This is a genomic window from Collinsella sp. TF10-11AT, assembly GCF_003437565.1.
In the GTDB taxonomy this organism is placed as follows: domain Bacteria; phylum Actinomycetota; class Coriobacteriia; order Coriobacteriales; family Coriobacteriaceae; genus Collinsella.
In genome coordinates this window covers 23,805-48,317 of sequence record NZ_QSQW01000015.1, presented here as the reverse complement: position 1 = coordinate 48,317, position 24,513 = coordinate 23,805, and the positions used below count along the sequence as shown (strand labels likewise).

Sequence of the window (24,513 nt, the reverse complement as noted above, 5' to 3'; positions counted from 1 at the left end):
GTCCGACCGGGCCGCGCGGCAAGGAGATATATTGCCAGACCGGAGGGCCCCCGGGGGCGGGAATCCAGCACTCCATATTTTGTTCACAAATGAATAGAACCCTCAGTTGCTTCACTGAGGCCGTATTCGAAGCAAGAGCTTCTGATATTGGCGATGACCAGCTGGTTTATAGGTGTTAAGGCATCGGTCATCTCTGGAGCGCCACTTTACTCCAAAAGCATCACCTATTTGTTTCCCGTCGGTAAAAGGCAGGTTTTGTTCGCCAAGCGTTCTTATATATAGACAAGTTCGGGTTCGAGCCCGTGCACCGGCAACAAAAATGCGACCAGCCGGAGCCGATCGCCTTCTGTTCTTTGCTGGAGCATCCAGAGGGTGCTTCCGAACTCATTTTCTCGCTGCCATTCATGCTTTCGAAGCATCGTTCGACCTCCGCAGCCTCATGTTTTGAGGATCTGCCGTGTTTATCACTGTTATTAATGAGTGTGTGGAAGTGATCCTCATGCAGATACGTGCGATTCGCCAGAGAACTGAGAAGCATCTTTCTGCAGCCCTCGTTGCCTATCCTCGCACCTCTCAGGTCTTCCGGAAATTCACAAGCAGTCTTAGGGTCAATTTGTTTCTGCTTTCAGAGACTTGTTTGAGAGTTTTTAAAGACAGTTCAAAACAATAAGTGAGACGCCATAAAGCAGAGCAAGATGTGCCGGATAGAAAATGTAGAAGAAATATTTGAGCTTCAGCCCTCGCTTGCCATTATAAAGATTGATAAGCAGCAACGAAACGACCGCGGCAGCAGCATCAGGATTAAGTACATTAGCTGTAGCAAACTCGAATCCGCCGCCAACTATATGGCATGACGAAAGGAGCACTGCGCACACTGCAGCAAAGAACATCTTGGCCTTGCTGTCGTGGAATAAATAGAATGCAGCCACAAGCAGAATGCCGTACACACCGCCATCCAGTTTAGTGTATTCAGCTGCCAGTGCTGTCAAAACAATCAGAGCAGTTTCTGCGATGTACCTTTTCCATTTTGAAAGACTTTGTATCTTTTCCAGAATAATCAAAAAGACCAAGGAAAGCAGGAGCTCACACATAACATTTTGTTGCCGAAGGTCAAATAGTTGCCCGGTTTGAACGAAATCGTATATGGGCTCCGTAATGATTGCGAAGACAAGCATATTTCGCAGGTACTTCTTTATGTCATGAGTATGCAAAAATCCCTCAACTATCAAAAAGCAAAATAAGGGAAATGCAATTCTGCCAAGAACATGAAGCACATCCGAAGCTTGGCTTAGAATCGCCCACTGTTCGTCTGATATCTGACTGTACGATGCGTGAGTCATGATTCCATTGGTCAGGACGATTCTGCTCACATGATCGAGAACCATCGAAATGGCTGCTATTATCTTTAATGTGCTGCCGCTAATTCCATATCTATCTGTTTTCATTTTGTTTTCCTTTCTTTGGGTGGGCCGTCAGGGGTTCAGCCTGCTCCGCAGGCGGCCGCTGCGGCGCTTTCGCGCCTTGCGCGCTGCGCTGGCAAACGCTCTCGCGTTTACTCAGCTCCGCGCCCCGACGGGTTCGAACCCGTGTACCGGCAACAAAAAAGCGGCCGGCATCCGCCAGTCGCTTTTCTTTTCTATGGTGGGCCGTCAGGGGTTCGAACCCTGGACCTTGGGATTAAAAGTCCCCTGCTCTGCCAGCTGAGCTAACGGCCCGCGGGTGGCATTGTACCACGGTCTGGGACTATTCCCAACTCCATTGGCCGTTCTGGAAAATCACAACTTCACGTCCATCAGGCGTAATGCCCGTAATATCGATGTCGTCCGTGCCGATCATAAAGTCGACATGCGTGCTCGAGACGTTAACGCCATGCTCCAGGAGCTCCTCCTTGGACATGTCATACCCGCCCTCGATGCACTCGGGGAAGCCGACACCCAGCGCAAGGTGGCAGCTGGCGTTCTCGTCATAGAGCGTATCGTAGAACAGAACGCCACTTTCGCGGATCGGCGTGTTCTTGGAGATGAGCGCGACCTCACCCAAACGAGCGGCACCTTCGTCGGTGTCAATGATGCTCGCAAGCGTCGCCTTGCCCACGCGGGCGTCGTAGTCCACCACACGGCCGCCCTCGAACTTAATCCAAAAATCGTCGACCTTGTTACCGTGGTGGATGAGCGGCATGGCCGAGTAGACGATTCCGTCAGCGCGCATGCGATCAGGCGAGGTAAAAACCTCCTCGGTGGGGATGTTGGGGAAGAAGGGGTGGCCATCGGGCGTCTTGCCCTTGCCGCCGGCCCACTCGTGACCCTTCGTCATGCCAATCGTCAGATCGGTTCCATTTTCCGCGATGTAATGCAGGCGGTCAAAACGATTGTCGTTCAGGAAACGCAGGTTCTTTTCGAACGCCGCGTCATGAAGCTCCCAGTCGCTCTCCGGGTCCTGGCCATCGGCACGAGCGGTGTGCAGAATCGCATTCCACAGCTTATAGATTGCAACCTCATCGGTGTCTCCCGGGAACACCTCGTGCGCCCAAGCCACGACCGGAGCGCCGGCGATGCACCACGGGTTGATGTTGTAGTCCAGTCCACGGCGGAAGACCTTGCACTGCGTGTTCCTTGCCTTGGAAGCCGCGGCGGGCTTGGCGGGATCGATACCCTTGAGAGCTGCAGGGTCCGCGCCCTCGATAAAGATAAAGCAGGCGCCATCTTGGGCCAGGGAATCCAGCTGCAGGCGCTTCCACTCGGGCGTCTGCTCAAAATAGCTTTTATCGACATGCTCGTACGTGAGCCTCGTCACGGCATCATCGGCCCAAATGACCGTCACGTGGCCAGCGCCGGCGTCATAAGCCTCCGCGACCACCACGCGGGCAAAAGGCGCGCACTCGACCGGAGACTGAACGACAACCTCCTGGCCGGGCTTGACGTTTACGCCCTTGCGGACAACCAGACGCGCATAGTTTTTAATCTTGGGCTCCAGGGCCTTCATGCCCTCCAGAGCTTCTTCGACCGTCAGGGCAGCTCGAATCATGTGCCACTCCATCTATCTATAGAACAGTAAAAAGACGCGCCGCAAAAACGACGCGCCTTATATCTTAGCGATAAGTATGGATACAAGCGCTACTTCTTCTTGGAGGCCTTCGTGTCCTCCTCGGCAGCCGCGCGCTCAATAAGAGCGTTGAGCTTGTTCTCGGACATGCCCTCGGCCTGCGTGCGGTACATGTTGCGCAGGGGACGAATACGAACGAAGTCGTAGATAAAGTCACCCAGAATGATGACATAGGACAAAACGATGCCGACCATCTGGACGGGACTGGACACCGTGCCGCCGGGAACGAAGTAGAACGAAACCCAAATTGCCACGATGAACACCATGCCGATAGCGAGCACGGCCCACCAAATACGGCGGCGCTTGGTGTAGTCCTCATCCTGCTTGAGAAGGATATTCGACACCGTGTAGATACGATCCTCCTTGGCGCGCTGTTTGGCCTTGCGAGCGCGCTTCTCCTCTTTAGAGAGGCCCTCGAGGTTCTCGCCCTTCTCGAGCTCTTTGCGGCGAGCTTTAGACGAAGCTGGCACGACGCGGACAGAGCTCGCTGCCTGACGGGCGGGCTTAGCAGATGCGGCGGACTTGCGCGCAACCCCGGTAACTTCGTGGGATTGCGTGCGCTTGTTCGTGGCGCTACGGGTACTCACTTATGCGTTCTCCTTCATACTTGTGAACTGGGAGCCCGTGATGATCTGGAAGGCCTCGCGATAGCGCTCGGACGTGCCATCGATGACCTCGGCGGGCAGGTGCGGGGTCTCCCCCGTCATATCCCAGTTGGCTTTGAGCCAATTGCGGACGAATTGTTTGTCGTAGCTGGGCTGAATCTTGCCCTCCTCGTAGCTGGCGGCAGGCCAGAAACGGCTGGAGTCGGGCGTGAGGCACTCGTCGATCAGCGTAACCTTACCATCGATGACACCAAACTCGAACTTGGTGTCGGCGATGATGATGCCTCGAGTCGCGGCATACTCGGCAGCGGCCTTGTAAATCTTGAGGGACAGGTCGCGAATCTGCGCGGCGATGTCCTCGCCCACGATCTTGCAGCAACGCTCGAACGAAATGTTCTCGTCGTGGTCGCCGATCTCGGCCTTCGTGGACGGCGTGAACAGCGGCTCGGGAAGCTTGGAGGCCTCGGTCAGACCCTCGGGCAGCTGAATGCCGCAGACGGTACCGTTCTCGTCATAGGTCTTCTTGCCCGAACCGGTCAGATAGCCGCGGACGATGCACTCGATAGGAATCGTCTGGGCCTTCTTGACCAGCATGGCGCGGCCTGCGAGGTAGTCACGATACTCGGCAAACTCCTCGGGGAAATCCGCCGGGTCGATGGAAACGAGGTGGTTGGGAACGATGTCGGCAAACTTATCGAACCAGAATGCCGAGATGCGGTTGAGCACCTCTCCCTTAAACGGAATCTCGTCGGGAAGAATGAAGTCGAACGCAGAAATGCGGTCGGTGGCGACCATCAGCAGGTTTTCACCGGCATCGTAGATATCACGAACCTTGCCACGGGAATCCGGACGACGCTCCATCGTTGTCACGTGAGTCACTCCTTACCAAAATACGACAGTAATGCGGGTTCTTTCCCGCACGTTTTCGCAAACTCGGAGCGGCAGGGACGAAACCCCTCCTTCACCGAATAGCGAAAAGCTAGTGCTCCATTGTAGTAGATGCCGCGTCCGCCGTGTGCTCGCGAGGCAGATGAATCGTAAAAGTCGTACCCTTTCCAAGCTCCGACTCCACGGAAATGTAGCCATGATGGCGCTCGACGATCTGTTTAGTCACGGCGAGGCCCACGCCCAGACCGCCCGCCTCACGGGCACGGCTGGCATCGGCGCGCCAAAAACGGCCGAAGATGCGCGACAAGTCATCCTTGGCAATACCGATGCCGGTATCAGAAACGGCGACGCTGACGTGTTTGCGGTCACTGAGCACCGACACCACGACCCAACCGCCCTCGGGGGTATAGCGCATGGCGTTGCTCATGAGATTGATGACGCATTGTGTGATCATGTCGGGATCGGCTTCGACGACATCGTCGTGACCTTGCGTCTCGTCAGCAAAGCGCAAGCGCAGATCGCGGTCGACAAACAGGCGCTCCTGGGCATTGACGATGGAACGCACGAAAGGAACCATGTCCACCGGCTCAAGGTTGAGCGGAGCCGTGCTGTTTTCCATGCGCGACAGGTCGAGCATCTGCTGCACCAGACGAGCCAGGCGACGCGTCTCGGAAGCAACGGTTTCCAGATGCTCGTCGTCGGTGGGATACACGCCGTCCTGCATGGCCTCGACCGTTGCAAGCATGGCCATAAGCGGCGTGCGAAGCTCGTGCGCGACATCCGAGGTCAGGCGCTTTTCGTGCTTCATGTCCTTCTCGAGCGAGGTGGCCATCTCGTCAAAGGTCTCACCCAGTTGATCGATTTCGTCATCGCCACGCAAGCCCGTGCGAGCGGACAGATCGCCATCGCGAATTTGCTTGGCCGTGCTCGTAATACGATGAATCGGCTTGGTGAGCATGCGCGACACGAGCGATCCGATAACGACCGAAATGCAGATTGCAACAACCGCGGCGAGGGCCATGGCGTTAAAGGTCTTCTCCCTAAATGCAGAATCCGCCTTGGTGAGCAAGGCATCGGAGCCGATGGCCCATAGCTTCACCTGTCCGACATGCTCGCCCGAAGACGCTATGATTTCGACGTTGGCAACGCTATCGGAGTCGGTTGGAGCAGACGAGACCGGGCTATGCGAGGCCTTTTTACCGCTCGAGCTGCGAGACGCCGATTCGCTCTCGCGCACATCGGCAGTCGCACTTGCCGAAGGCCACGAGTCGTCATAGACAACAACGCCCTTTTTATTGACGACCTGCATGCCCAAATCGTCGGACACCAAACTCGATGTCGCGACCGTGCGCAGCTCGCCCGCAGTCCAGTTGCCGTTTTCCTCATACGACGTCGCAAGCTTTTCGGCAGCAGAATTGGCGATCTCGACGATATTGGAGCGCGTGTAATCCGAAAAGACCGTGCCCCACACAACAGAGACCACGCCCACCAGCACCAATACCGTCATGAGCGATGTCAGAGCAAAAGCAAGTGCCATGCGCGAGGGATAGCTCATCGTTGGCCGTGAATCGGAACGAGGCGTGTTCCAACTAGCCTTGGAACCCGCCTCGCTCTCCTGCTTGTGCTTTTGTCCGATTTCAAAGCGCGCAGGTGTCATATGTGATTTCCCTATTTCTCGTCCGACTTATCGGTCTTGGCCGGAGCCTCGAAGCGATAGCCGACACCGTGGACGGTGTAGAGCCACTTGGGCTTCTTGGGATCATCGCCCAGCTTGGCGCGAAGGTTCTTCACGTGGCTATCGATGGTGCGCTCATAGCCCTCAAAGTCGTAGCCGAGCACCTTCTCGACCAGCTCCATGCGGTTGTAGACGCGACCGGGGTGACGGGCAAGCGTGGTGAGCAGCTTAAACTCGGAAGCCGTCAGGTCGACTTCCTTGCCCTCGACCAAAATCTTGTGGCCCGAGATATCGATGACCAGATCGCCGAAGTCGAGTACCTCGACGGCTGGCTCGTCGGCCTGATGGGCACGGCGGAACAAGGCGCGTACGCGCGCGACAAGCTCGCGCGGCGAGAACGGCTTAATCAGATAGTCGTCGGCGCCGAGCTCAAGACCGATAATACGGTCCTCGATCTCGCCCTTGGCAGTCAGCATGATGATGGGGACATCCGAGGTATCGCGAATGGTGCGGCAAACGCGCTCGCCGGGGATCTTGGGGAGCATAAGGTCGAGCACGACCAGGTCAAACTGATGCTTCTCGAACTCCTCGATCGCGGACTGGCCGTCGCCGACACCCACAACCCAGTAGCCTTCGCGCTCGAGATAGGCAGCGACGGCGTCACGGATTGCCTTCTCATCCTCGACCAGCAGAATCTTTTTTGCATCTGAAGCCATAACACGGCCCCCCTGTCTCAATCAGCTAAGAACAAGCCCATTTTAACGCACCTGAGCCCGCCGGATGCCACTATGACGCGGCAGCTCGGCGGGCGGTACTCACAATTACAACGCGTTTATTCCCCTGTTGGCGCCTTTTTAACCCCTCTAAGCTTAAAGAGAGAATAGGCGTGCGGTGACCGTCTCGGGTATACCCTGGCTGTTGCGCACCGTGGCGTACGTAAGGAATGAGTCCGATTTTCCCGCCGTAGCTGGATAATCGCCATATTCCAAAGCGCGGTCGGGCGACAACAGCGAGCCATAGGTCTTGGCAGAGGTGTCGATGAGAAAATGCGATGCCTGTACCTTAACGAGATATTTATTCTTCTTGCCGGCAGCACATGCGAGCGGCTCGCGGGACAGAAAGAGGTACGGCCCTCCCTCATTACCGATATACGTGCCCATGTTGCCCAAGCTGCCCACGCCACTATAGGTCGCCTCGATAGAAAACACGAAGGTATCGCCCATATATACGGCCTCGAAAGGCGAGACTGACGAGGGAAGGACTAGCTGGGCACGTTTGGTGTTGTTGCCATCGGTCAGATCGATTGCCGTTATGCCATAGTAGACGCCTTCGTCGTTGCGGACACGCGGCGAGATGGTCAAAATGCCGTCGCTCGCGCGCGGGGCCGATGCAAAGCGGCCCATCGATTTCCAAATTACCTCGGCCTTGGATTCATCAAGCGAGCGACGATAGCAAAACGAATCACTACTCGTTTTATTGCCGCCTGCCGAAGGCATTTTATACCAGATGACCGATGACCCGAACGCCGTAAACAGTGGCGGATCATAGTCCTTGCCACCCCGATCGAGCTCAACCACGTCGCCAGAGAGCGAAGCGCCCGACAGATTTTGAGCGTAGAGTTTCCACGATGAGTTCGCAAAGTTCATCTCAACCCAAGCAAACACGCCATCGCCGGCGCGAACATCGTAAAACGAATACCCCGTACCTTCGACGGGATCCTCGATAAGCGTCGTGAGCGAGCCGTCGCCCAAGTTGAGCACGCCAAGCGTGTTGGCATGTAACGCAGACGCCGGGGCCATCATCGCCGCGGCGTAATCGCCGTCGCAGTAGTACAGCAGCGTACCCAAGGGCAATGTCCATGAAGCCATGGGCTCAAGATCGATATCGACGGCCTCATACTCATCCGTAATCGAGACAATCTTTGAGTCGTCTTTGATAACCTGTGGCTCGCCGGCAGCATCGTCGCTGGTACCCGTTTTCTTTGAGCATCCGGCAAGCACCGTGGCAGCGCCCGCGGCAGCCCCTCCGAGCACAAAGCCGCGGCGCGATATTCCGTTCTTGACGTGGTCGGCGATACTCATTAGGCGATCTCGGCGCGAGCGGCCTCGATGGCGCGCGTGAGCTGATCGGCGCAAGAAGTCTTTTTCATACCGCAGGTATTACCGGCGAGAACCTCGATTACGCGATCGGCAGGAGCGCCCTCGACCAGCTTGGAGATAGCCTTGAGATTGCCGTTGCAGCCACCGGTAAACTCGACGCCCACCACCTTGTTGCCGTCATCGGACAGGTCAAGGTGGATATTGCGAGCGCATACGCCCTGAGGCTTGTAATCAAAACTAATCATTGCGTTCCCCTCTCGTAAAGCAATTTCAGACGTCTATTATCCCCGTCCGAACCGATAAAGTATCGCGGGCACCGATTCAACATTCCCCAATGCGCAAACCGGCGGCAGCAATACTAGCAATCTGCTTCCCGAGCGTGGACTTTTCGTTTCTCTTGATACATGTTGTGGTCAGCGATGTGGTACATCTCGGTCAGTGTACATCCGGGTGTCTCTGCCGTCGCGACACCAAACGACGCACTGACTGTCAGCACCTCATCGCTCGCAGCAGCAAGGCTGAGGCGAAGATCTTGCACTACTTCACATGCGGATTCGCGATCGGTGTGAGGGCAAATCAACAAGAACTCGTCGCCACCAATGCGCATAGGCACAAACTTCTCGCCTGCCGCCCGCCTCAATACAGACGCCGTACGCCGTAGCAGCTCATCGCCCATTTCGTGACCGTAGAGATCGTTGGTATGCTTGAGGAAATTGCAGTCCATCATGATCACACTCACGGGCAGGGACTCGTTCACCAGATCGTCGCCAAGGGACTCAAGGTAATTTCTATTGCGAAGTCCCGTCAGCTTGTCCTGGAAAGAGAGCTCCTCGGCGCGCTTTGTCATCGAGATGTTATGCGTCGCCACGACGACCGATTCCAGTCGACCCCGCTCATCGCGGCGCTGTGGAACAACCTGCAGCGAATACCACGTACCTCGGCAATCTCGCACCTCGGCATCCAAGTACGGCACGCCCTCCATACGATCCCGAAGTGTCTTTATATCTAAGAGCTCCATGACCGCCTCGCGACTTTCGGGACTCACAATGTCTCGGCAAACCGTTGCAAAAAAGTCATATGCCTCGGCGTGCTCGGCAAATATCTTCGCCACCGATGGCGACATGTTAATTCCCTCGATCTCGAGCGTATCGAGATGCAGCAGGAAGGTCGACTCATATATGGAACTGATAGCATTGATGATGCCGAGTTGCTTGTCCTTTTCGGCCAAATTGCGACGATCGGCAATGTTGCGCGCCAACAGCACTACAACCCAAAACGCCAAGAGCACCAGCACGCCGGCAGCGATAAATGAAATCCTGCCCGACATGACCTCAGATTTGGGATAAAGCGCAAACAGGCGATAGTCCTCATACGCCGCACGCACGGCATACCAGGTACTTCCCCGATATTCGATACGTGTTAAGCCTTCGTCTTTCCAATCAATTCCGCTATCGGCAAGAAGCCGGGCAAGGGTTAGATCGACATTCGAATCGTTTGAGGAAACGATCTGCATATCGCGCATCACGAGCACCGTTGGGCTCTGATGGAATGTGTTGTTCACGAGCACGTCGGCGATCGTATACGAATAATCATCGGCGGGCTCGAGCGCAAGCGATCGATACCCCAGCGCTACGCCATCACCGTACGGAACAACACTCACGGCAAAATCGACATCGCGACGCTCAACGACCGTCGAGTAGGACACCTTGGATCCTCGATACATCGATGCGACCGACGAACAGGCCAGCTCCTCTCGCCACAGCATCAGCGGATCGCGACCATCAATATCGTAATGAGCGGCCATATGGCCGTCGGCGTCCATGACCAACATTCCCGAAAGGTGCTCGGTATGGACGTACTCCTCGACGAGGTCATCGTTGACTTCAACGTGATCAGACGGCAAGAACGTCGAAAACGACTCGAGCACGGCATCCAAATTGTGCGTCGCTTCGGTTTTTCTTCCCTGTTCATATCGGTCATATTTTTCGCAGGCGTTTTTTAAAAACACCATGGTTTCCTGACCAAACCCAAGCGTTTTATCGAGACAGCGATGCGTGCCGACCATATACAGCAGACCCAACAGAACAGCGCTGACCACAACGCAGATAGCCGCGGTGACTAATGCCTTTCGGCGCAAGCGGCGCTCATCATTTGTCATGATTCCGCTCCTTGCCCGTCCGTCGTCGCCCCTGCCTTGTACTTGCCCACAATGCGCTCAATCGTGCCATCTCGATCCATCTCGAACAGCACGGTATTGAGGTTTTTGACGTACTCCCCCTCATAGCCGTCCTTAAACGCGACGCCAAGGTCAACCGTCATAACGTTGTCAGCGAACACGCGGTAAAGGCCGGGATACTGGGCGACAAGTCGATCAAGCGGCTGAACGTCCGCCATCCAACAGTCGACATACCCTTTGGCGAGGGCGGCTTTGCAGAGCTCGGCAGAACCGTACGATTTGATTTGCACGTCCGGCGAGATTTCCAGATCCCCTGCGAGCAATCGGCGTTCGCTCACCGAGCCCGCAATCACCGCGATGGTCTTGCTTCCATCGAGATGCGCCAAGGACTTGATGCCGCTCGTTTTCTTGGCGGCAACCGAGACCGTCACGGTTAGATACGGCTCGGTCCAGTAATACTTATCCTCGCGATAACAGGGAGAATAATCACACCACAGGCAATCGATATCACCGTTTTTGAGCAGCCGGTCGCGATCGTTCCAGTCAATATCGACAAACTGTGGCTTGAGCCCCGCACGCTTGCAGGCCTCGCGGGCGATGTCGATATCGATACCGACGTAATCGCCCGTGGTATCGATATACACATAGGGGTCGTTATCCGTAACGCCGATTTTGAGTACTGGGAGATCTTTGTCGGCTTCATTCGAGGAGGAAGAGCTGCTTCGAACGGTATACGTCAGGGCGACCACACAGGCAGCAACAAGGAGCATGAGCGTAAACGAGACAATGGTGACTCGCTTGATACGTCCGGGCACGCGCCTCCCTTCATCGAAACAGCAGTCGGATTTCATTTTATACCCGGGGCTGATGCGGCAATAAAAAAAGCGCCTCGCCCAAGACGGGCAAGGCGCCAATGGTCCAAATGCAACCGCAAGCGGTCGAATTAGTTTAACCCTACTCGAAGCTCAACTGCTCCCGAATGCACCCCCGACCGCCGCCTCGTTCAGGCCGTTGGCGCCGACCGCGTATCTGGCGGTTTCCGACGCGCCGCACTGCACGCGACACACGGGCTGAAGTCTTTAACGGAAAAGCCCCGTTAGTAAGACGAGTTACCAACAGGGCTTGGACTGAAAGGTCGCGCTTAAACGAGAGGGGCGCCCTAACGCTCGAGACGTTTGCGCATAAGCGCGAAGGCAATCAACGAAGCGCCGGCAACGGCCATAATAAAGGCGACGGCAGGGGCCTGATCGCCCGTATTGGCGAGCGCACCCTTAGTAGTCTTAGTAGACTTTTTGGTCACCCTGGTCGTCGTCTGCTGACCAGGCTGGGACGGCGTCACGGGCTGCGTAGGCTGAGCCGGCTCCCCATTGGCCTCCTCGCCCGTCACCACGTACGTCGAGAAGTGGCTCGTGCGGAAGCAGAGGTAGTCCCCCTCGATCCACGTATCCATAGCCTGGGTGGAACCATCCTCAGCAACGTAGAGCACCTTGAGATTGGTGAGCGCCTTCATGGCGGCAGTCATCTTGACACGGACGATGAAGGACATGCCTTCGTAGTCCTCGATAACCTCGCCGTCCTTGAGAAGCTTGATATCGAGCTTATCGGCAACCTTGGTACTCCCCTGCTCAAGGCCGGAAATTGTAGCATTGGCGGCGTCGGTAAGATTTGTCGGTTCCTCGACCACAAGAGAGATGCTGTTGTTCTGGGCAATGCCGGCAGCGGCATTGTTCTCGGCGCTTACGCTAACGTCCGTTCCGTCGCTACCTGCAACGCCCGCAATGGTCCTCGCCGCTACAGTAACGGTACAGGTCGTTGTTTTGTCACCACAGGTGGCGGTGATCGTGGCGGTACCGGCCTTAAGCGGCGTCACGACGCCGTCTTTGACCGTAGCGATCGACGAGTCGCTGGAGGCCCAGCTCACCGTCGTATCGTCTGCATCGACAGGACTCACCGTTGCGGAGAGCTTTACGGAGGCATCACCGACGGTAAAGGACAGGCTCGTCTTGTCGAGCTCGACTTTCTGGACGGGGTTGGTCACGGTCACCGAGACGGTTTGGGAGAGCGATTCTGCAGTAATGACAAATGAGCCAGAACCGGTCTTGAGGGCGGTAACGGTGTAGGAGCCATCGCCGTTGTCGACAACCTCAAACGCCTTAGAAGCGCCCGTGTTATCCAGAGCAAGCTTGGTCTCGTCGACCTCGCCCGCAAGGGCTCCAACAAGAGAAATCTTCACGGTGCGCTCTTCGCCCTTCTTGAGGTTAAGAGCGGTCTGGTCGACCGTAAGGTTCGTTGCGGGGTTGGAAACAGTCACCGCGCAATCCTGAGAATAGGTGCCATCTTCGGTCGAAGCAGTGATGGTTGCGGCGCCCTTGGAAACAGACGTCACTTTGCCGGTTTGATCGACCGTAGCGACGCTGTCGTTACTGGACTTCCAGACAACCGTCTGGTCAGCCTCCGCGGGAACGACCGTTGCCTTAAGCTGCTCGGTTGCAGCGCCCACAAGCGTGACCTTCTGCTTATCGAGTGTGATACCCGTTGCAGGTTGAATAACCGTCACCTTGCACGTGGCGCTATACTCGCCGTCCTCAGTGGTAACGGTGATCGTGGCAGCACCGGCCTTGACCGGGGTCACGACGCCGTCCGCAACCGTGGCGACCTCCGGGTCGCTCGAAGACCAGGACACATTCTTATTCGTTGCATTGTTGGGCTCAACCGTTGCGGTCAACGTCGAGGGCTCGCCGCCCACAGCAAGCTTAAGATTCGACGCGCTGAGACTGACGCTCGAGATCCTTACTACCGGAGTGGTTACCGTAATTGTATCCGTGGTTGCAGAGACTCCATCAACTGTTGCCGTGATCGTGGCATTACCGTCACCGACAGCGATAACAAGACCGTTGCCATCGACGGTAAGGACGTTCTCGTTAGAAGAGGACCAGACAACCTTACTGGCCTTATCGTCAGGGGAAACCTTTGCCTTCAACTGCTGAGTCGTGCCCTTGTCCATAGATGTTGAGTAACCATCCGTAATGGAGACCGTAGTTTTTGCAGGTTCCTCGCCCGGCTTGACGACGTGAACGGTCATAGTGTCGCAGAGACGACCACCCAAGTACATTGAAACCGTTGCATCGCCGTAACTATGAGGCACTAAATACCCCAAGTAACTGCCACCATTAAACATCGGTCCTTTTACCTCGAGGACATCGGGATTATCTGAAGTGAAAGAATACTTTGCGCCGGCATAGGAGTCCATCAATTCCTCAGCGCTTTTGCTCAGCACGCCCTTTGGATATTCAAACCCCCTGTCACATTCCAGCCAAAGCCAATCTTTGGATATACTATCTGAACTGACCTCACAGGGAAATGTATAATCGCTCGACACAAACTTAGCCTTCGAAAGGCTCACTTCCGCAGGGTCGACAACCTCTATCTCAAAGGGATGGTCATTGCCAAGGCCATCACGAGCATGAGCCTTAACGGTGCCAGGCTTTATTGCCTTAAACGAGTTTTCACCATCGGTAAGCTCAACAACATCGCTGCTTTCTAGAGAATAGGTTACAGAGCTAACGAGCGCATCCCAATGTGCACGCTGGCATGCCTTCAGTGCTTCATTTGGGGAAACGTTGAGAATGGCAGAAAGATAAGAGCTGTCCCCAACCAGCATCTTTTGTTTTTTGTTCCCACGCTCATTGAATCCAGGCTCCTGATTCTCGGTTACAACATCACATAGCTTCTTCGTCTCGGTCTCGCCGTTGCAATAGTCGACAAGAACCTTGGCCTCTTTTGCATCTTTCGCCAACGCCTCGAGTTGCAAAGAAGCGCTTAGCTCAGAAGTTCCATATGAATAATAATTCGAATTCACCCTTGCCTGAACTTTGGAATCCTTTGAGGGATCTTCCTTTATTTCAAAATATGTAGCCGCACGGGTCTCGTCCTTGGGGTGAACGTAAACTGTCCCCTCTAGCAATGCATAGTGCGTGTTCCCGCATTTTTGCGGACAATCATCCGTGTAACCCAGCGTTGCAGTCGTTGTCGTCGCACCGGATTGGTCATAGGATACGAAACTCACCTTAATTGGATTGAGATTAGCCACGCTCTTAATCTTAAGAGAACCGTTTAAACTCTCGTCAGCCCTGCTCTTCATGGTTATAGTCGTTGTGCCGACTTTGGTGGGACTAATTGTCAACACCCAATCACGTGATTTATAGCTCACTTTAGCGATATCCTCATCAGACGATGTGATATCGATATCACTAGGGTCAATGGGCGCCCATTCGTGATTTTTATTAAAAAAGGAAAGCCTTCCTTTCACCGTCTGTCCAACAGCGACATCAAATTCTGACCACACATCGCCTGTAGACGAATCGTATGGGAGAAACGATGCACCCATGGAACCATCCTGCGACTCCAGCATGACAGCATCCGCATGCGGGGCGGCCACCGTCAGCCCAAACGTTGCCGCCGTTAAAGCAACGCAGATGCCTGCGGCTATCCTCCGAAACCCTTTTCTCATTCCCCTAAGTCCAATCTCTCGTGAAAAAACGCAGCATTCTCCCACACCTTAAAATTGGCTTAAGGATACCCCCCCCCCAACGAGCACTTGCAAGCTAATGTTTGCCAGAAGGGGCAAATTAACGGCAAGCGACATTTCTGCAATATACCATCATCCGCTGAAGTGTGACTTTCCCGACGCTCCCACGCAAAAGCCCCGTTGATAAACGCGTTACCAACGGGGCTTGGGCTGAAAGGCCGAGCTTCAACGGAGGCCGAAAGTAAACTGATCGGTTTGACTTCGTCCCCAATCGATCAGTTAGAACTCGAGCTGCTCCAGGCGATCGAAGACCGTGTCGATGCGGGTGAGGAAGTCCCACGGATCAAAGATCTCGTCGAGCTTCTCCTGGCTGACGGTGCAGCGCGGATCGGCCTCGAGACGCTCCTTAAAGGTGGGGCCGGCGGCGCAGTCCTGCACCTCGTGCCAGGTAGCCATGGCGTTTTCCTGCACGATCGCATAGGCATCCTCGCGGGTGATGCCCGTATCGACGAGGGCCAGCAGGACCTTGGAGGAGAAGATGAGGCCGCGAGTCTTGTTGAGGTTGGCCATCATGCGAGCCGGATACAGCTGCAGGCCGTCGATAACGCGAATGAGACACTGGAACATGTGGTCGAGCGCGATGAAGCTATCGGCCTGGGCGACGCGCTCGGCAGAGGAGTGCGAAATGTCGCGCTCGTGCCACAGGGCGACATTGTCGAAGGCGACCTGGGCGTTGGACTTCACGATGCGCGACAGGCCGCAGACCTTCTCCATGGTGATCGGGTTGCGCTTGTGCGGCATGGCGGAGCTGCCCTTTTGACCCTTGCGGAACGGCTCCTCGGCCTCAAGCGTATCGGTCTTCTGCAGATTGCGAACCTCGGTAGCGATGCGCTCGCAGGTGGCCGCCGTGGTGGCGAGGACTCCGGCGAGATAGGCATGATGGTCGCGGGAGATGACCTGCGTGGACAGCGGGTCGTGGACCAGACCCAGGTGCTCGCAGACGTACTCCTCGACAAACGGCTCGATGGAGCTGTACGTGCCGACCGCGCCCGAGATGGCACCGAAGGCAACGTTCTTGCGGGCATCCTCAAGACGATCCAGATCGCGCTTGAGCTCCCAGGCCCAAGAGCCAAACTTCATGCCGAAGGTCATCGGCTCGGCATGGATGCCATGGGTGCGGCCAGCGCAAAGCGTGTTGCGCTCCTCGAAGGCGCGGCGCTTGCAGATCTCGCCGAGCTTTTTGACGTCCTCGATGATCAGATCGCAGGCCTGGGTGAGCTGGTAGCACAGAGCCGTATCGCCCAGATCGGAGCTGGTCATGCCATAGTGAACCCAGCGGCTGGGCTTGGGGTCGCCCTCGGGAACATCAGCGTCGATGTACTCCTTCATGTTGGTCAGGAAGGCAATAACGTCGTGGCGCGTGACTTCCTCGATCTCGTCGACCTTTGCCTTCTCAAAGTTGGCGTGGTCGCGGATCCATTGGGCTTCGTCTTTAGAAATGCCGATCTTGCCGAGCTCCGCCTGGGCCTCGCAGGCCAGGACCTCGATCTCCTGCCAAATGGCGTACTTGTTCTCGAGGGAGAAGATGTGTCCCATCTCCGGGCGGGTATAGCGATCGATCATAGCGGCTCCTTTTTGGTTATTGGCACGTTGGTCGCAACCCAACCATTGTACCGTGCGCGGGTGCAAGTATGGGCAGCAGGCATGAACCTAACATTTTGAAGCAGGAGCGGGCAACGGGACGTCCGCGCGCCCGCGTCGCGGACGCACACCGGCTGTGGTCAGCATGCCCCGGTCCGCAAAGCCGCCGAAGGAGACCGGATCGAACCGAGTGTCCCAGCATCCCCCTTGGCTGATGGAGCGGGCAACGGGACGTCCGCGTATTTGCTTCGCAAATACGCACCGGCTGCGGTCGCCTATCGGCGACCTTGCCTGCTCGCTATAAACGCTTCGCGTTTATTTAACGCTCGCACCCTGTCGGGTTCGAGTCCCGGCACTTTATTGAAAAAAGCACGGCACCGTGATGGTGCCGTGCTTGTGCTCTTAACTGGAGCGGGCAACGGGACTCGAACCCGCGAGTGTCAGCTTGGGAAGCTGATGCCTTACCACTTGGCGATGCCCGCTTGTGTTGGCTAGTATAACGCGGTTGTCTTGTTCGATACAAGGGTGGTGATGCTTGTTTTAGCTGTGGAGATTCGTTTGAAAATCGCGTCAATTGTGGAGATGAGGACCTTTGTCTTTCTTTTCTTACCATCTTCTACCTGTACTTTTATCTGATTGTTGTATTTGAGTTCGCTTTGTCAGAAATCGGGCAAGCTTTTGGTCAGCTTCTGGTACTTACCCGCATGAACCATGGCGGTAGCCTCATCCCAAGCGCCGCGGCCTCCCCGTGCGGCGCACGAGGGATAAGGAGCAGCCATGTCCAACGCACCCACGCACTCTGTCCACAGCGCAATCGCAACAGGTCCGCTGCTCCTGCTCCTCTTCCTGCTTTTCGGCTGCCTGGCACCGGGAGCCGCATTTGCCGTCGATGGCTACGATCAGCTCGGCTTCCGCACCATTAGCGATGATTGTGGGCCCTTCTTCATCGGCAAGTATGAAGCTCAAGACGCCTCGATTGCCTACTGCATGAACCAGGAGCGCCCCGGCCCCACCAAGCCGGGCGGCCCATGGCTCAACTTTGATCAAGGCTGGGTGTGGCTCGACGACGAGTTCGCGGCAATCGTTTGTCACGGATATCCTACCGCCACGTCGTTTGGCGGTTACCATCTTTCACCAGATCGCGCCCGCGCCGCCACCCAACTTGCCGTATGGATGCTCAACGGCACTACCCATGTCGACGGCACCTACTCCTACACGACCGCTCAGGGCAAAACCAAGAGTGGACACTTTACCGCCGACAATGAAGTCGTGGCGGCTGCGCGATGGCTCCACGACAGAGCAAAATCAGGAAGCATCAAAGCCGCTCCGCACCGCGCGCGGCGCTATCTAGGAGCCGTATCGGGCGGCAGCAAACGTCAAGACATGCTCTATGTACTGCCGGCGGTCTCTGTTTCCTTCCAAAAGCAGTCTGCAAACGCTGCCATTACCAGCGGAAACAATACTTATCAGTTTGACGGGGCAACATTCGATGTTTTTGAGAGCGCCAGCGGCGCGCGTGTCGGCACCATCCAGATGGACAGCAACGGTCGAGCGCAGGCAGCACTTCTGCCCAACACGGCATACTACCTAGTTGAAACAAAGGCGCCGGCCGGCTATGTCCCCCGTCGTGATCGCATCGCCTTTACCACGGGGAATGACGGTGAACAGGTCGCCGTTGATGAACAACCCGGCGCCATCACCCTGCATGTCGTAAAACTCGATGCCGCGACGAATGCCGGACCCCAGGTGGGATCTTCACTCGCAGGAGCAGAGTTCACGTGCGTGTCGCAATCCACCCCCGGATGGGCGCAAACCCTCACAACCGATGAAAACGGTCGAGCTACCCTCACCGATGTCCCCCTAGGAACCTTTACCATCTACGAGTCAAAAGCCCCCGAGGGCTACCTGCCAGCCAACGACAGCTGGTCCTATACCGTTGGAGCCGACCATCTCGGTGATTCAGGCGTGGTCGAGATCGAATCGCGCGTTTCCGATATCCCCATTGCGTTTGACCTTGAGATTTCCAAATTCAAGGACTACGGCGATAGCGATCAATCCGGCCTGGAGCAGCCGGCAGGAGGTGTTGTCTTTGAGGTTGTCAGCAACAGCTCTCAGCAGGTTGTTGGCACACTGACCACAAACATCTATGGCTTTGCCTCCACCAAAGATCAGCCAGAAGCATGGTTCGGCGCAGGCAAGCGACCCGCCGGTGTCCACGGAGCCATCCCATACGACCGCGCCGGCTACACCGTTCGCGAGGTTCCGGAAACCGTCCCCGAGGGTTTTAAACGTGCAGGGGAATGGACCGTCGGGGCCAATCAGATTTCCGACGGCGCCGAGCTTCAATATATCGTGGACAACCACGCTCTGTCGACGCATCTCCAGATTGTAAAACGCGATGCCCAAACAGGCGCTTCTGTTCCGCTAGCCGGATTCACCTTCCAACTCCTCGACAGCAATCACAAACCTGTCTCACAAACATGCTGGTATCCAGCACATAATGTAATGGACACCTTTACGACTGACGCGACCGGCACCGTCACACTGCCCGAATCGCTCGTGCCGGGCACCTATTATGTACGCGAAACCTCGGCCAAAGAGCCCTATCTTGTCGGTGAAGAGATCGAGGTAAACATACCCGCCGACATGAACCTAACGCCCTTTGCAATCGCCTCGTATTATGACCACGCCGCGACCGGAAACATCAGGATCGTTAAAACCGATGCCGTAGACGGCAGCAGCCTCGCGGGCGCCATATTTGAGATCCGTGCCTCGGGTGATATCGTGCGCCCCGATGGTAGCATTGCCGCGCTCGACGGTGAGACCGTCGCGACCGTCGCGACGGATGAAACTGGAGAGGCACGCGCGGACGACCTCCCGCTGGGATCTGGCACCGCACGCTACGAGGTTGTCGAGACTCAAGCGCCGACCGGCTTCTTACTCGACCGGACGCACCATATCGTCGACCTTACCTATGCCGACCAGAAAACACCCGTTGTGGAAGCACGGCTTAACGTATCCGACGATTACACCAAGGTTGATATCTCCAAGGTCGATGCAAGCGGAGAGCAGGAAGTGAAAGGTGCACAGCTCACCTTATATGGTCCCGATAAAACCGAAATAGACTCCTGGACCTCATCCGACAAGCCACACCGCATCGAACATCTTGCACCCGGCACCTACTCGTTGCGCGAAACGATGTCTCCGCGGACCTATGACCTTGCCGAGGAGATAACGTTTGAAATAAAGGATACGGGAGAAGTCCAATCCGTCGCGATGAAGGATGCGCCCATCGAGATCAAAGGACAGGTCGACAAGCGTCAGGAACTTGTCCAACCTATCGGGAAGGGTCTGTTGGCTAACGGCGATGGAAAAAACCGCGCCGCGATGCAAACCAATACGGATGGGCTTTTCTCCTATACCATCGATGCTCGAAACGATTCCGCTACTTGGGTTGATGAGTTTACGATTACCGATGATCTTGAGTGCGCCAAAGACGGCACGGCGAGATTCGTCTCAATCGAAACCCCCGTCGCCATCGGCGACCTCAACGGTCTGTGCAACGTGTGGTATCGCACGACGCCGTTGGACTCGACAGACGTCGATGAGCCGGCAAACGCGACGCTTGACGATGGGCACGAAAATCCTTGGCTTGAGTCCGACGAAGTAAAAGAGAGTCTGGGTGAGGATTGCCGCCTCGTCGATTACGACGGCTGGCACCTCTGGAAGGCGGATGTCTCGACCACGGAATCCGCCACACTCGAGGCGAAAGAACTCGACCTTGCATCCAATACCGTCGTGACGGGCATTCGCATTGAATACGGTGCAGCAGCCGCCGACTTTACGACTCGAAGCGATACGGATTCTTGGACCCGCGATGATCTCAAAGATGAGCACGACGACCTTGACGATGCCAGAGCAATCCTTGGCACAGACGCTCGGGGCGCAGTCGTGCACATGCAGGCAACGTCGGCTTATACACCCCAAACTGCACTCACCAACAGCGCACGCGTCGATCTTTGCCGCAACGGCGGCGGCGATAAACTTGAGTCACATGACGAGGACAGTGTCATTCAACGCTGTACCCTACCGCAGGACCTACCGGCAACAGGATCAGCCCCCATCGCCGCTTGCATCACCGCGCTCCTGACCTCGGGTGCCGCAGCCCTATGGTTCGCTCGCCTTAGGTCAATCCCAAAGAAGCGCTAGCGCGATGAAAAAGCGGGCGAGCCAGTCCCCCGGCTCGCCCGCTTTCAATCATTTAAATCGCCGTATCTACTCTGCAGACGAAGATCCACCATCAACGATTGCTTGCTCGGACTCAGGAATCCCATCGGCACCCGTGCTCTGTTCTTGCTCCACCTCTTCGCTGATTGCGGAGGCGGGGGTCGAGCCCTTCGCGCCCACGATATAGGCGGCTCCAAACCCCAACGCAATGGCAATCAAGGTCAAAATCACGTAGACAGGCCAATGGCGCTTAATATACGAAAACACGTTGACTCCTTAGAGCTCCGTCTACGAACGGCGGATAACCTCGGTCACGACCTCGGATACCGTGGCAATGTTCGTCGGGTTGACATTGTGGGGCAGGTCGTCCTCGGTACGAGCACAAGCCAGGCGCGTGCCGTCCACGCCGGCGATGGTGAGGGCTCGGCGGCTCGCCTCGAGCGCGGCGTAGGCATCGGTCTTGGCATAGGGCATCTCGAGCGCGCCACAATCGACATGGAACGACTTGCACACCTTGCTGACCAGGTTCATGATGCGGCGATCGCCCTTGAGCAGCTGCTGTTCGCCCTCAACCGTCACCACCGAAAGCCTACCGGCGCCGACGGATTCAAGATTGATGAAGAATACGCCGCGGAGCTTATCGCGATGCGAAGCCAAGAAGGCCTTCATGCCGGCGCCATCACAATCCGAGGCGCCCGTTGCCACAAACCAGATATCGTGACCGAGCAGCTCATCGTCACCCATAGAGGCGACAGCCGAGAGCATATCTTCGGAAGAAGCGCCGTCGGAAGACGTAGCGCCGCCCTTCCAGCCATCGTTGTCGTCCTCGAAATTATCCCACGAACCGATGCCGCGACCGGACTTCTTGGCATCGTAATCGTCTTCGACGCCCAGCCAGTCACTCATGCTGTCCTGTTCGTTTTTCTTTTTACGACCGAACAGGCCGCCCAGGCCGCGCTTGCGAGACTTGGGTGCCGCAGGGGCGGGAGCCGAAATGGTCTCGATCGGCTGCGCGCCCGACGCAACGGGCATAGGAGGCGCAACGGGTGCCGATGTGGGTTCGGGACCCTGAGCGGTAGCAAAGGGGTCGTTGACCTGTGCGGAGGGATCGGGAAGGTCGAACAGCGACGTGCGAGACGCAACGTTTGTCTGCTTCATCGACGGCAGCGACGGATCGGGGACCGAAGCCAGCGGAGACGAGGAGGGTGCAGGCGACGGTGCCGACGCCGGATCGGGAACATTCATCTGCGGACGCGGCGATGCTTGGGAGGAAATCTGGGCCATAAGGGAATCGACCGTTTCGTCCTGGGTGGGAGCGACATTGGCAACCGTGGCACCGGAACCACTCGAGGTCGGCATGGTGAAAATCTGCGTGGAGTAAGGCCTCGACTCATCCGTCTCGGGAGTCTCGGAAACCGCAGGCACTTCCTCCTGCTCGACCTCGGTCGAATCACCTTGATCGGCTGCCGCGTATTGCTCTTCGTCAGAGTTGGCCTCGACGGGCTCGTCCTCGGCGACATCTTGGATTTCGGCAGCATCAATAGGCTCGTCATCGTCTGCCGCGTCGCCCTGCTCATCGGAAACAGGAAGGGGCCCGGCAATCGCGGTGCCTTGCTTTTCAAACGTTATCGTGGAATCGAACTGCGCGGCATCAAACGACATGGTGCTATCGACATGTTGCTGAGCCTCGAAAGACGTCGTCGCCTCAGCAACATCCGCGGACGCCGGTTGCTGGGACTCAAAGGACGTCGTAGCTTCGGCAGCGTCGACGGGCACGGACTGCATAGCCTCGTTCTGCTCGAGCTCTTGCGCCGCGCGCTCACGTGCCGCCTCGGCTGCCTGCTGCTGAGCGATAGCCTCCTGCTCGGCAGCCTCGCGTGCGGCAGCGCGCTTCTCCTCGAAATCGTCGACAAATTTCTTGCCCTTTGCAAGCGCACCCTTAAAGAAGTTGGAAGCACTGGCGCCAATCGAAGAGAACGCGGATACAATATCGGCATGGGGCGTTGCCGCGGGAATCTCGGCCGAGAAATCAGTATCGCTCTCGTAAGACACGCGCCTCGGCTGTTCAACGTAATCGTCGTCAGACTCGTCCGTAACGTCTTGCGCCGGCGCGGCGGGAGCCAAAATGTCCAGTCCTGCCGCGGGATCGATCGCGGACACCGCCTCGGGCTCGGCAACGGCAGCGGTAACCGCGGCAGACTCATCATCCACGGCGACAACGGGCGCAGGTGCAGTCACGACGGGGGCAGGCTCGGGCTCAAACGTCGGCTCCTCGCCTTCCTCGTAATCGAGCGTGCAGGACTCGGGAAGCATTCCGAGCGCACGGATGGCATCCGAACCAAAGCGGATGTTGCCGGCGGCATTGCGATAGAGCTTGGGCTCGGGCTCGGCCGCGACAGGCTCCTCCGCCGGCTCGGCAGCGGGAACCTCGTCATTGAACTCTTCGGCCTGGACAGCCTGATTCTGATCCTCGGGCACGATGGCGCCAATCAGCGTCTCGTCGGCAGACGCACCCTCAAAGCCCTCGATCTGCTCGTCGAAAGCCTCGCCCTGTTCGGGCTCGGTCTGAGCGTCGGAAGCAATCGGCTGGCCGAACTCGTCCTCGGCGTAGGTAGGCTCTTCATACTCGATGGTGTTGCCGTAGTCGTTTTGCTGTTGGGCCGCGGCATACTCCGCCGCTGCGCGCGCCATTTCCTCGGCACGACGCTTCTGCTCCCCAAAATAGGTATCGAACGGAACATCGTCGGGAAACTCGTTTTCGCCCTGGAAGGGAGCAACGTTGTCCATAACGCCGAGCATAGCGGCGACAGAAGACTTGTTGCACACTGCGCCGGACGTATAGGGAAGCACAAAACGGTTAGAAATGATGTTTGCCGCGTTGGCGAGCGCAACGAGGGAAGCGAGGATCGCGACAATCCACAGCAGAACCTTGAGCGCGCCGGGGAGCGGCAGGATACGCAAGATGGCAACGGCAGCAGGGGCAACCGTGGCAACGGGCAACAGCTTGGCGATGAGCGCACGATAAGAAGCATAGGGCTCGCGGGCGAGCAGCTCAGCACGGGGAGAGTCGTAGTGTGCGACAACGACCACCGGGCGGTTGCGCGGAGACGCGAGCGGGCCCGAGGCCTTGTGGTAGGCGATGACATTTTGGCTCACGCCCGTCTTGCCCAGGCGCGAAACCACGGGGTGGCCCGTGCGTTCGAGCACGTAAAGAACGGCGCCGGCAATGGCCAGCAAGGTGCCGACCAAGCCGATGCCGCCGCCGATGCCCATCAGTAGGGCGCCGGCAAACGCAAGAATACCGGTAACGGCAAATGCCAACCTACTGGGCGCCGGGGCATTGAACTCCTGAACCTCGGGATCAAAGCCGTGGTTGCGGAAGATCTGAGCGATATCCTCGGCAGCCAAGCGCTCTTCTTCGCTGCATGCCGGCGTAATGCCGGTGTTCTGCAGCAGGTGGTTAATATAGTTCTGGGTGTTCGCCATGTGCGCTCCACATCCATAATCCGACAAATAGGCCCAATGCATGCACATTAGAACCGTATATAGTCGAAAGTATACCCCGAGCGAGC

At 56.8% G+C, this 24,513-nt stretch carries 15 protein-coding genes and 2 tRNA genes; 1 reads left to right on the top strand and 16 read right to left on the bottom strand.

The annotated features are described in order from the left end of the window. Window positions 1-647 precede the first annotated feature (647 nt). From DXC99_RS09270 to DXC99_RS09205, 14 genes are all read right to left on the bottom strand, one after another. A complete protein-coding gene (locus tag DXC99_RS09270; RefSeq protein ID WP_117630005.1) occupies window positions 648-1,445 on the bottom strand; it encodes a TraX family protein in 798 nt (265 codons plus the stop codon). A 194-nt stretch (window positions 1,446-1,639) separates the two neighbouring features. Then, window positions 1,640-1,715, bottom strand: a tRNA-Lys gene (locus DXC99_RS09265). A gap of 28 nt (window positions 1,716-1,743) precedes the next feature. Beyond that, window positions 1,744-3,024: an aminopeptidase gene (locus tag DXC99_RS09260; RefSeq protein ID WP_117630004.1), complete on the bottom strand. Its 1,281-nt coding sequence runs from the start codon at window positions 3,022-3,024 to the stop codon at window positions 1,744-1,746. Window positions 3,025-3,113: 89 nt separating this feature from the next. Further along, window positions 3,114-3,689 carry a hypothetical protein gene (locus tag DXC99_RS09255; RefSeq protein ID WP_117630003.1) on the bottom strand — a complete coding sequence of 192 codons (576 nt, stop codon included), beginning with the start codon at window positions 3,687-3,689 and terminating at the stop codon, window positions 3,114-3,116. After that, the gene (locus DXC99_RS09250; RefSeq protein WP_117630002.1) at window positions 3,690-4,568 is read right to left on the bottom strand and encodes a phosphoribosylaminoimidazolesuccinocarboxamide synthase; all 879 of its coding nucleotides are present in this window, start codon (window positions 4,566-4,568) and stop codon (window positions 3,690-3,692) included. 118 nt (window positions 4,569-4,686) lie between these two features. Continuing rightward, window positions 4,687-6,252, bottom strand: coding sequence for a cell wall metabolism sensor histidine kinase WalK (locus tag DXC99_RS09245; protein WP_117630001.1), 1,566 nt, complete (start codon window positions 6,250-6,252; stop codon window positions 4,687-4,689). An 11-nt stretch (window positions 6,253-6,263) separates the two neighbouring features. After that, window positions 6,264-6,986: a response regulator transcription factor gene (locus DXC99_RS09240; protein ID WP_006236208.1), complete on the bottom strand. Its 723-nt coding sequence runs from the start codon at window positions 6,984-6,986 to the stop codon at window positions 6,264-6,266. Window positions 6,987-7,139: 153 nt separating this feature from the next. Beyond that, a complete protein-coding gene (locus tag DXC99_RS09235; RefSeq protein WP_117630000.1) occupies window positions 7,140-8,351 on the bottom strand; it encodes a twin-arginine translocation signal domain-containing protein in 1,212 nt (403 codons plus the stop codon). Then, window positions 8,351-8,614 (bottom strand): TIGR03905 family TSCPD domain-containing protein, encoded by a 264-nt coding sequence (locus tag DXC99_RS09230; RefSeq protein ID WP_117629999.1) that lies wholly within the window; start codon window positions 8,612-8,614, stop codon window positions 8,351-8,353. The genes DXC99_RS09235 and DXC99_RS09230 overlap by 1 nt, the downstream gene beginning before the upstream one ends. A gap of 113 nt (window positions 8,615-8,727) precedes the next feature. Next, window positions 8,728-10,527 (bottom strand): diguanylate cyclase, encoded by a 1,800-nt coding sequence (locus DXC99_RS09225; protein ID WP_117584010.1) that lies wholly within the window; start codon window positions 10,525-10,527, stop codon window positions 8,728-8,730. Beyond that, window positions 10,524-11,360: an ABC transporter substrate-binding protein gene (locus DXC99_RS09220; RefSeq protein WP_158551694.1), complete on the bottom strand. Its 837-nt coding sequence runs from the start codon at window positions 11,358-11,360 to the stop codon at window positions 10,524-10,526. Before DXC99_RS09220 ends, DXC99_RS09225 begins: the two co-directional genes overlap by 4 nt. 344 nt (window positions 11,361-11,704) lie before the next feature. Next, entirely contained in the window at window positions 11,705-13,690 is a 1,986-nt protein-coding gene (locus tag DXC99_RS10375; protein ID WP_158551693.1) for an Ig-like domain-containing protein, read from the bottom strand. A 1,662-nt stretch (window positions 13,691-15,352) separates the two neighbouring features. Next, window positions 15,353-16,696, bottom strand: a complete 1,344-nt coding sequence (purB, locus tag DXC99_RS09210; RefSeq protein ID WP_117584013.1) for an adenylosuccinate lyase — start codon at window positions 16,694-16,696, stop codon at window positions 15,353-15,355. A gap of 425 nt (window positions 16,697-17,121) precedes the next feature. After that, window positions 17,122-17,196, bottom strand: a tRNA-Gly gene (locus DXC99_RS09205). Window positions 17,197-17,491: 295 nt separating this feature from the next. Here DXC99_RS09205 and DXC99_RS09200 point away from each other — a divergent pair. Beyond that, window positions 17,492-20,923: a SpaA isopeptide-forming pilin-related protein gene (locus DXC99_RS09200; protein ID WP_117629998.1), complete on the top strand. Its 3,432-nt coding sequence runs from the start codon at window positions 17,492-17,494 to the stop codon at window positions 20,921-20,923. Between the two features lie 66 nt (window positions 20,924-20,989). Here the strand turns inward: DXC99_RS09200 and DXC99_RS09195 are convergent, their stop codons facing one another. Together DXC99_RS09195 and DXC99_RS09190 are read right to left on the bottom strand one after the other, a co-directional pair. Further along, complete coding sequence (locus DXC99_RS09195; protein WP_022094153.1) at window positions 20,990-21,208, bottom strand: hypothetical protein; 219 nt, start codon at window positions 21,206-21,208, stop codon at window positions 20,990-20,992. A gap of 21 nt (window positions 21,209-21,229) precedes the next feature. Next, window positions 21,230-24,427, bottom strand: a complete 3,198-nt coding sequence (locus DXC99_RS09190; RefSeq protein WP_117629997.1) for a hypothetical protein — start codon at window positions 24,425-24,427, stop codon at window positions 21,230-21,232. Between the last annotated feature and the right edge of the window lie 86 nt (window positions 24,428-24,513).

What these genes read in the sequence shown, in the direction of transcription:
- DXC99_RS09245 (WP_117630001.1), bottom strand. Translation starts at nt 6,252, where the DNA reads ATGACACCTGCGCGCTTTGAAATCGGACAAAAGCACAAGCAGGAGAGC.
- purB (WP_117584013.1), bottom strand. Translation starts at nt 16,696, where the DNA reads ATGATCGATCGCTATACCCGCCCGGAGATGGGACACATCTTCTCCCTC.
- DXC99_RS09200 (WP_117629998.1), top strand. Translation starts at nt 17,492, where the DNA reads ATGTCCAACGCACCCACGCACTCTGTCCACAGCGCAATCGCAACAGGT.
- DXC99_RS09250 (WP_117630002.1), bottom strand. Translation starts at nt 4,568, where the DNA reads ATGGAGCGTCGTCCGGATTCCCGTGGCAAGGTTCGTGATATCTACGAT.
- DXC99_RS09270 (WP_117630005.1), bottom strand. Translation starts at nt 1,445, where the DNA reads ATGAAAACAGATAGATATGGAATTAGCGGCAGCACATTAAAGATAATA.
- DXC99_RS09225 (WP_117584010.1), bottom strand. Translation starts at nt 10,527, where the DNA reads ATGACAAATGATGAGCGCCGCTTGCGCCGAAAGGCATTAGTCACCGCG.
- DXC99_RS09235 (WP_117630000.1), bottom strand. Translation starts at nt 8,351, where the DNA reads ATGAGTATCGCCGACCACGTCAAGAACGGAATATCGCGCCGCGGCTTT.
- DXC99_RS09230 (WP_117629999.1), bottom strand. Translation starts at nt 8,614, where the DNA reads ATGATTAGTTTTGATTACAAGCCTCAGGGCGTATGCGCTCGCAATATC.
- DXC99_RS09240 (WP_006236208.1), bottom strand. Translation starts at nt 6,986, where the DNA reads ATGGCTTCAGATGCAAAAAAGATTCTGCTGGTCGAGGATGAGAAGGCA.
- DXC99_RS09260 (WP_117630004.1), bottom strand. Translation starts at nt 3,024, where the DNA reads ATGATTCGAGCTGCCCTGACGGTCGAAGAAGCTCTGGAGGGCATGAAG.
- DXC99_RS09190 (WP_117629997.1), bottom strand. Translation starts at nt 24,427, where the DNA reads ATGGCGAACACCCAGAACTATATTAACCACCTGCTGCAGAACACCGGC.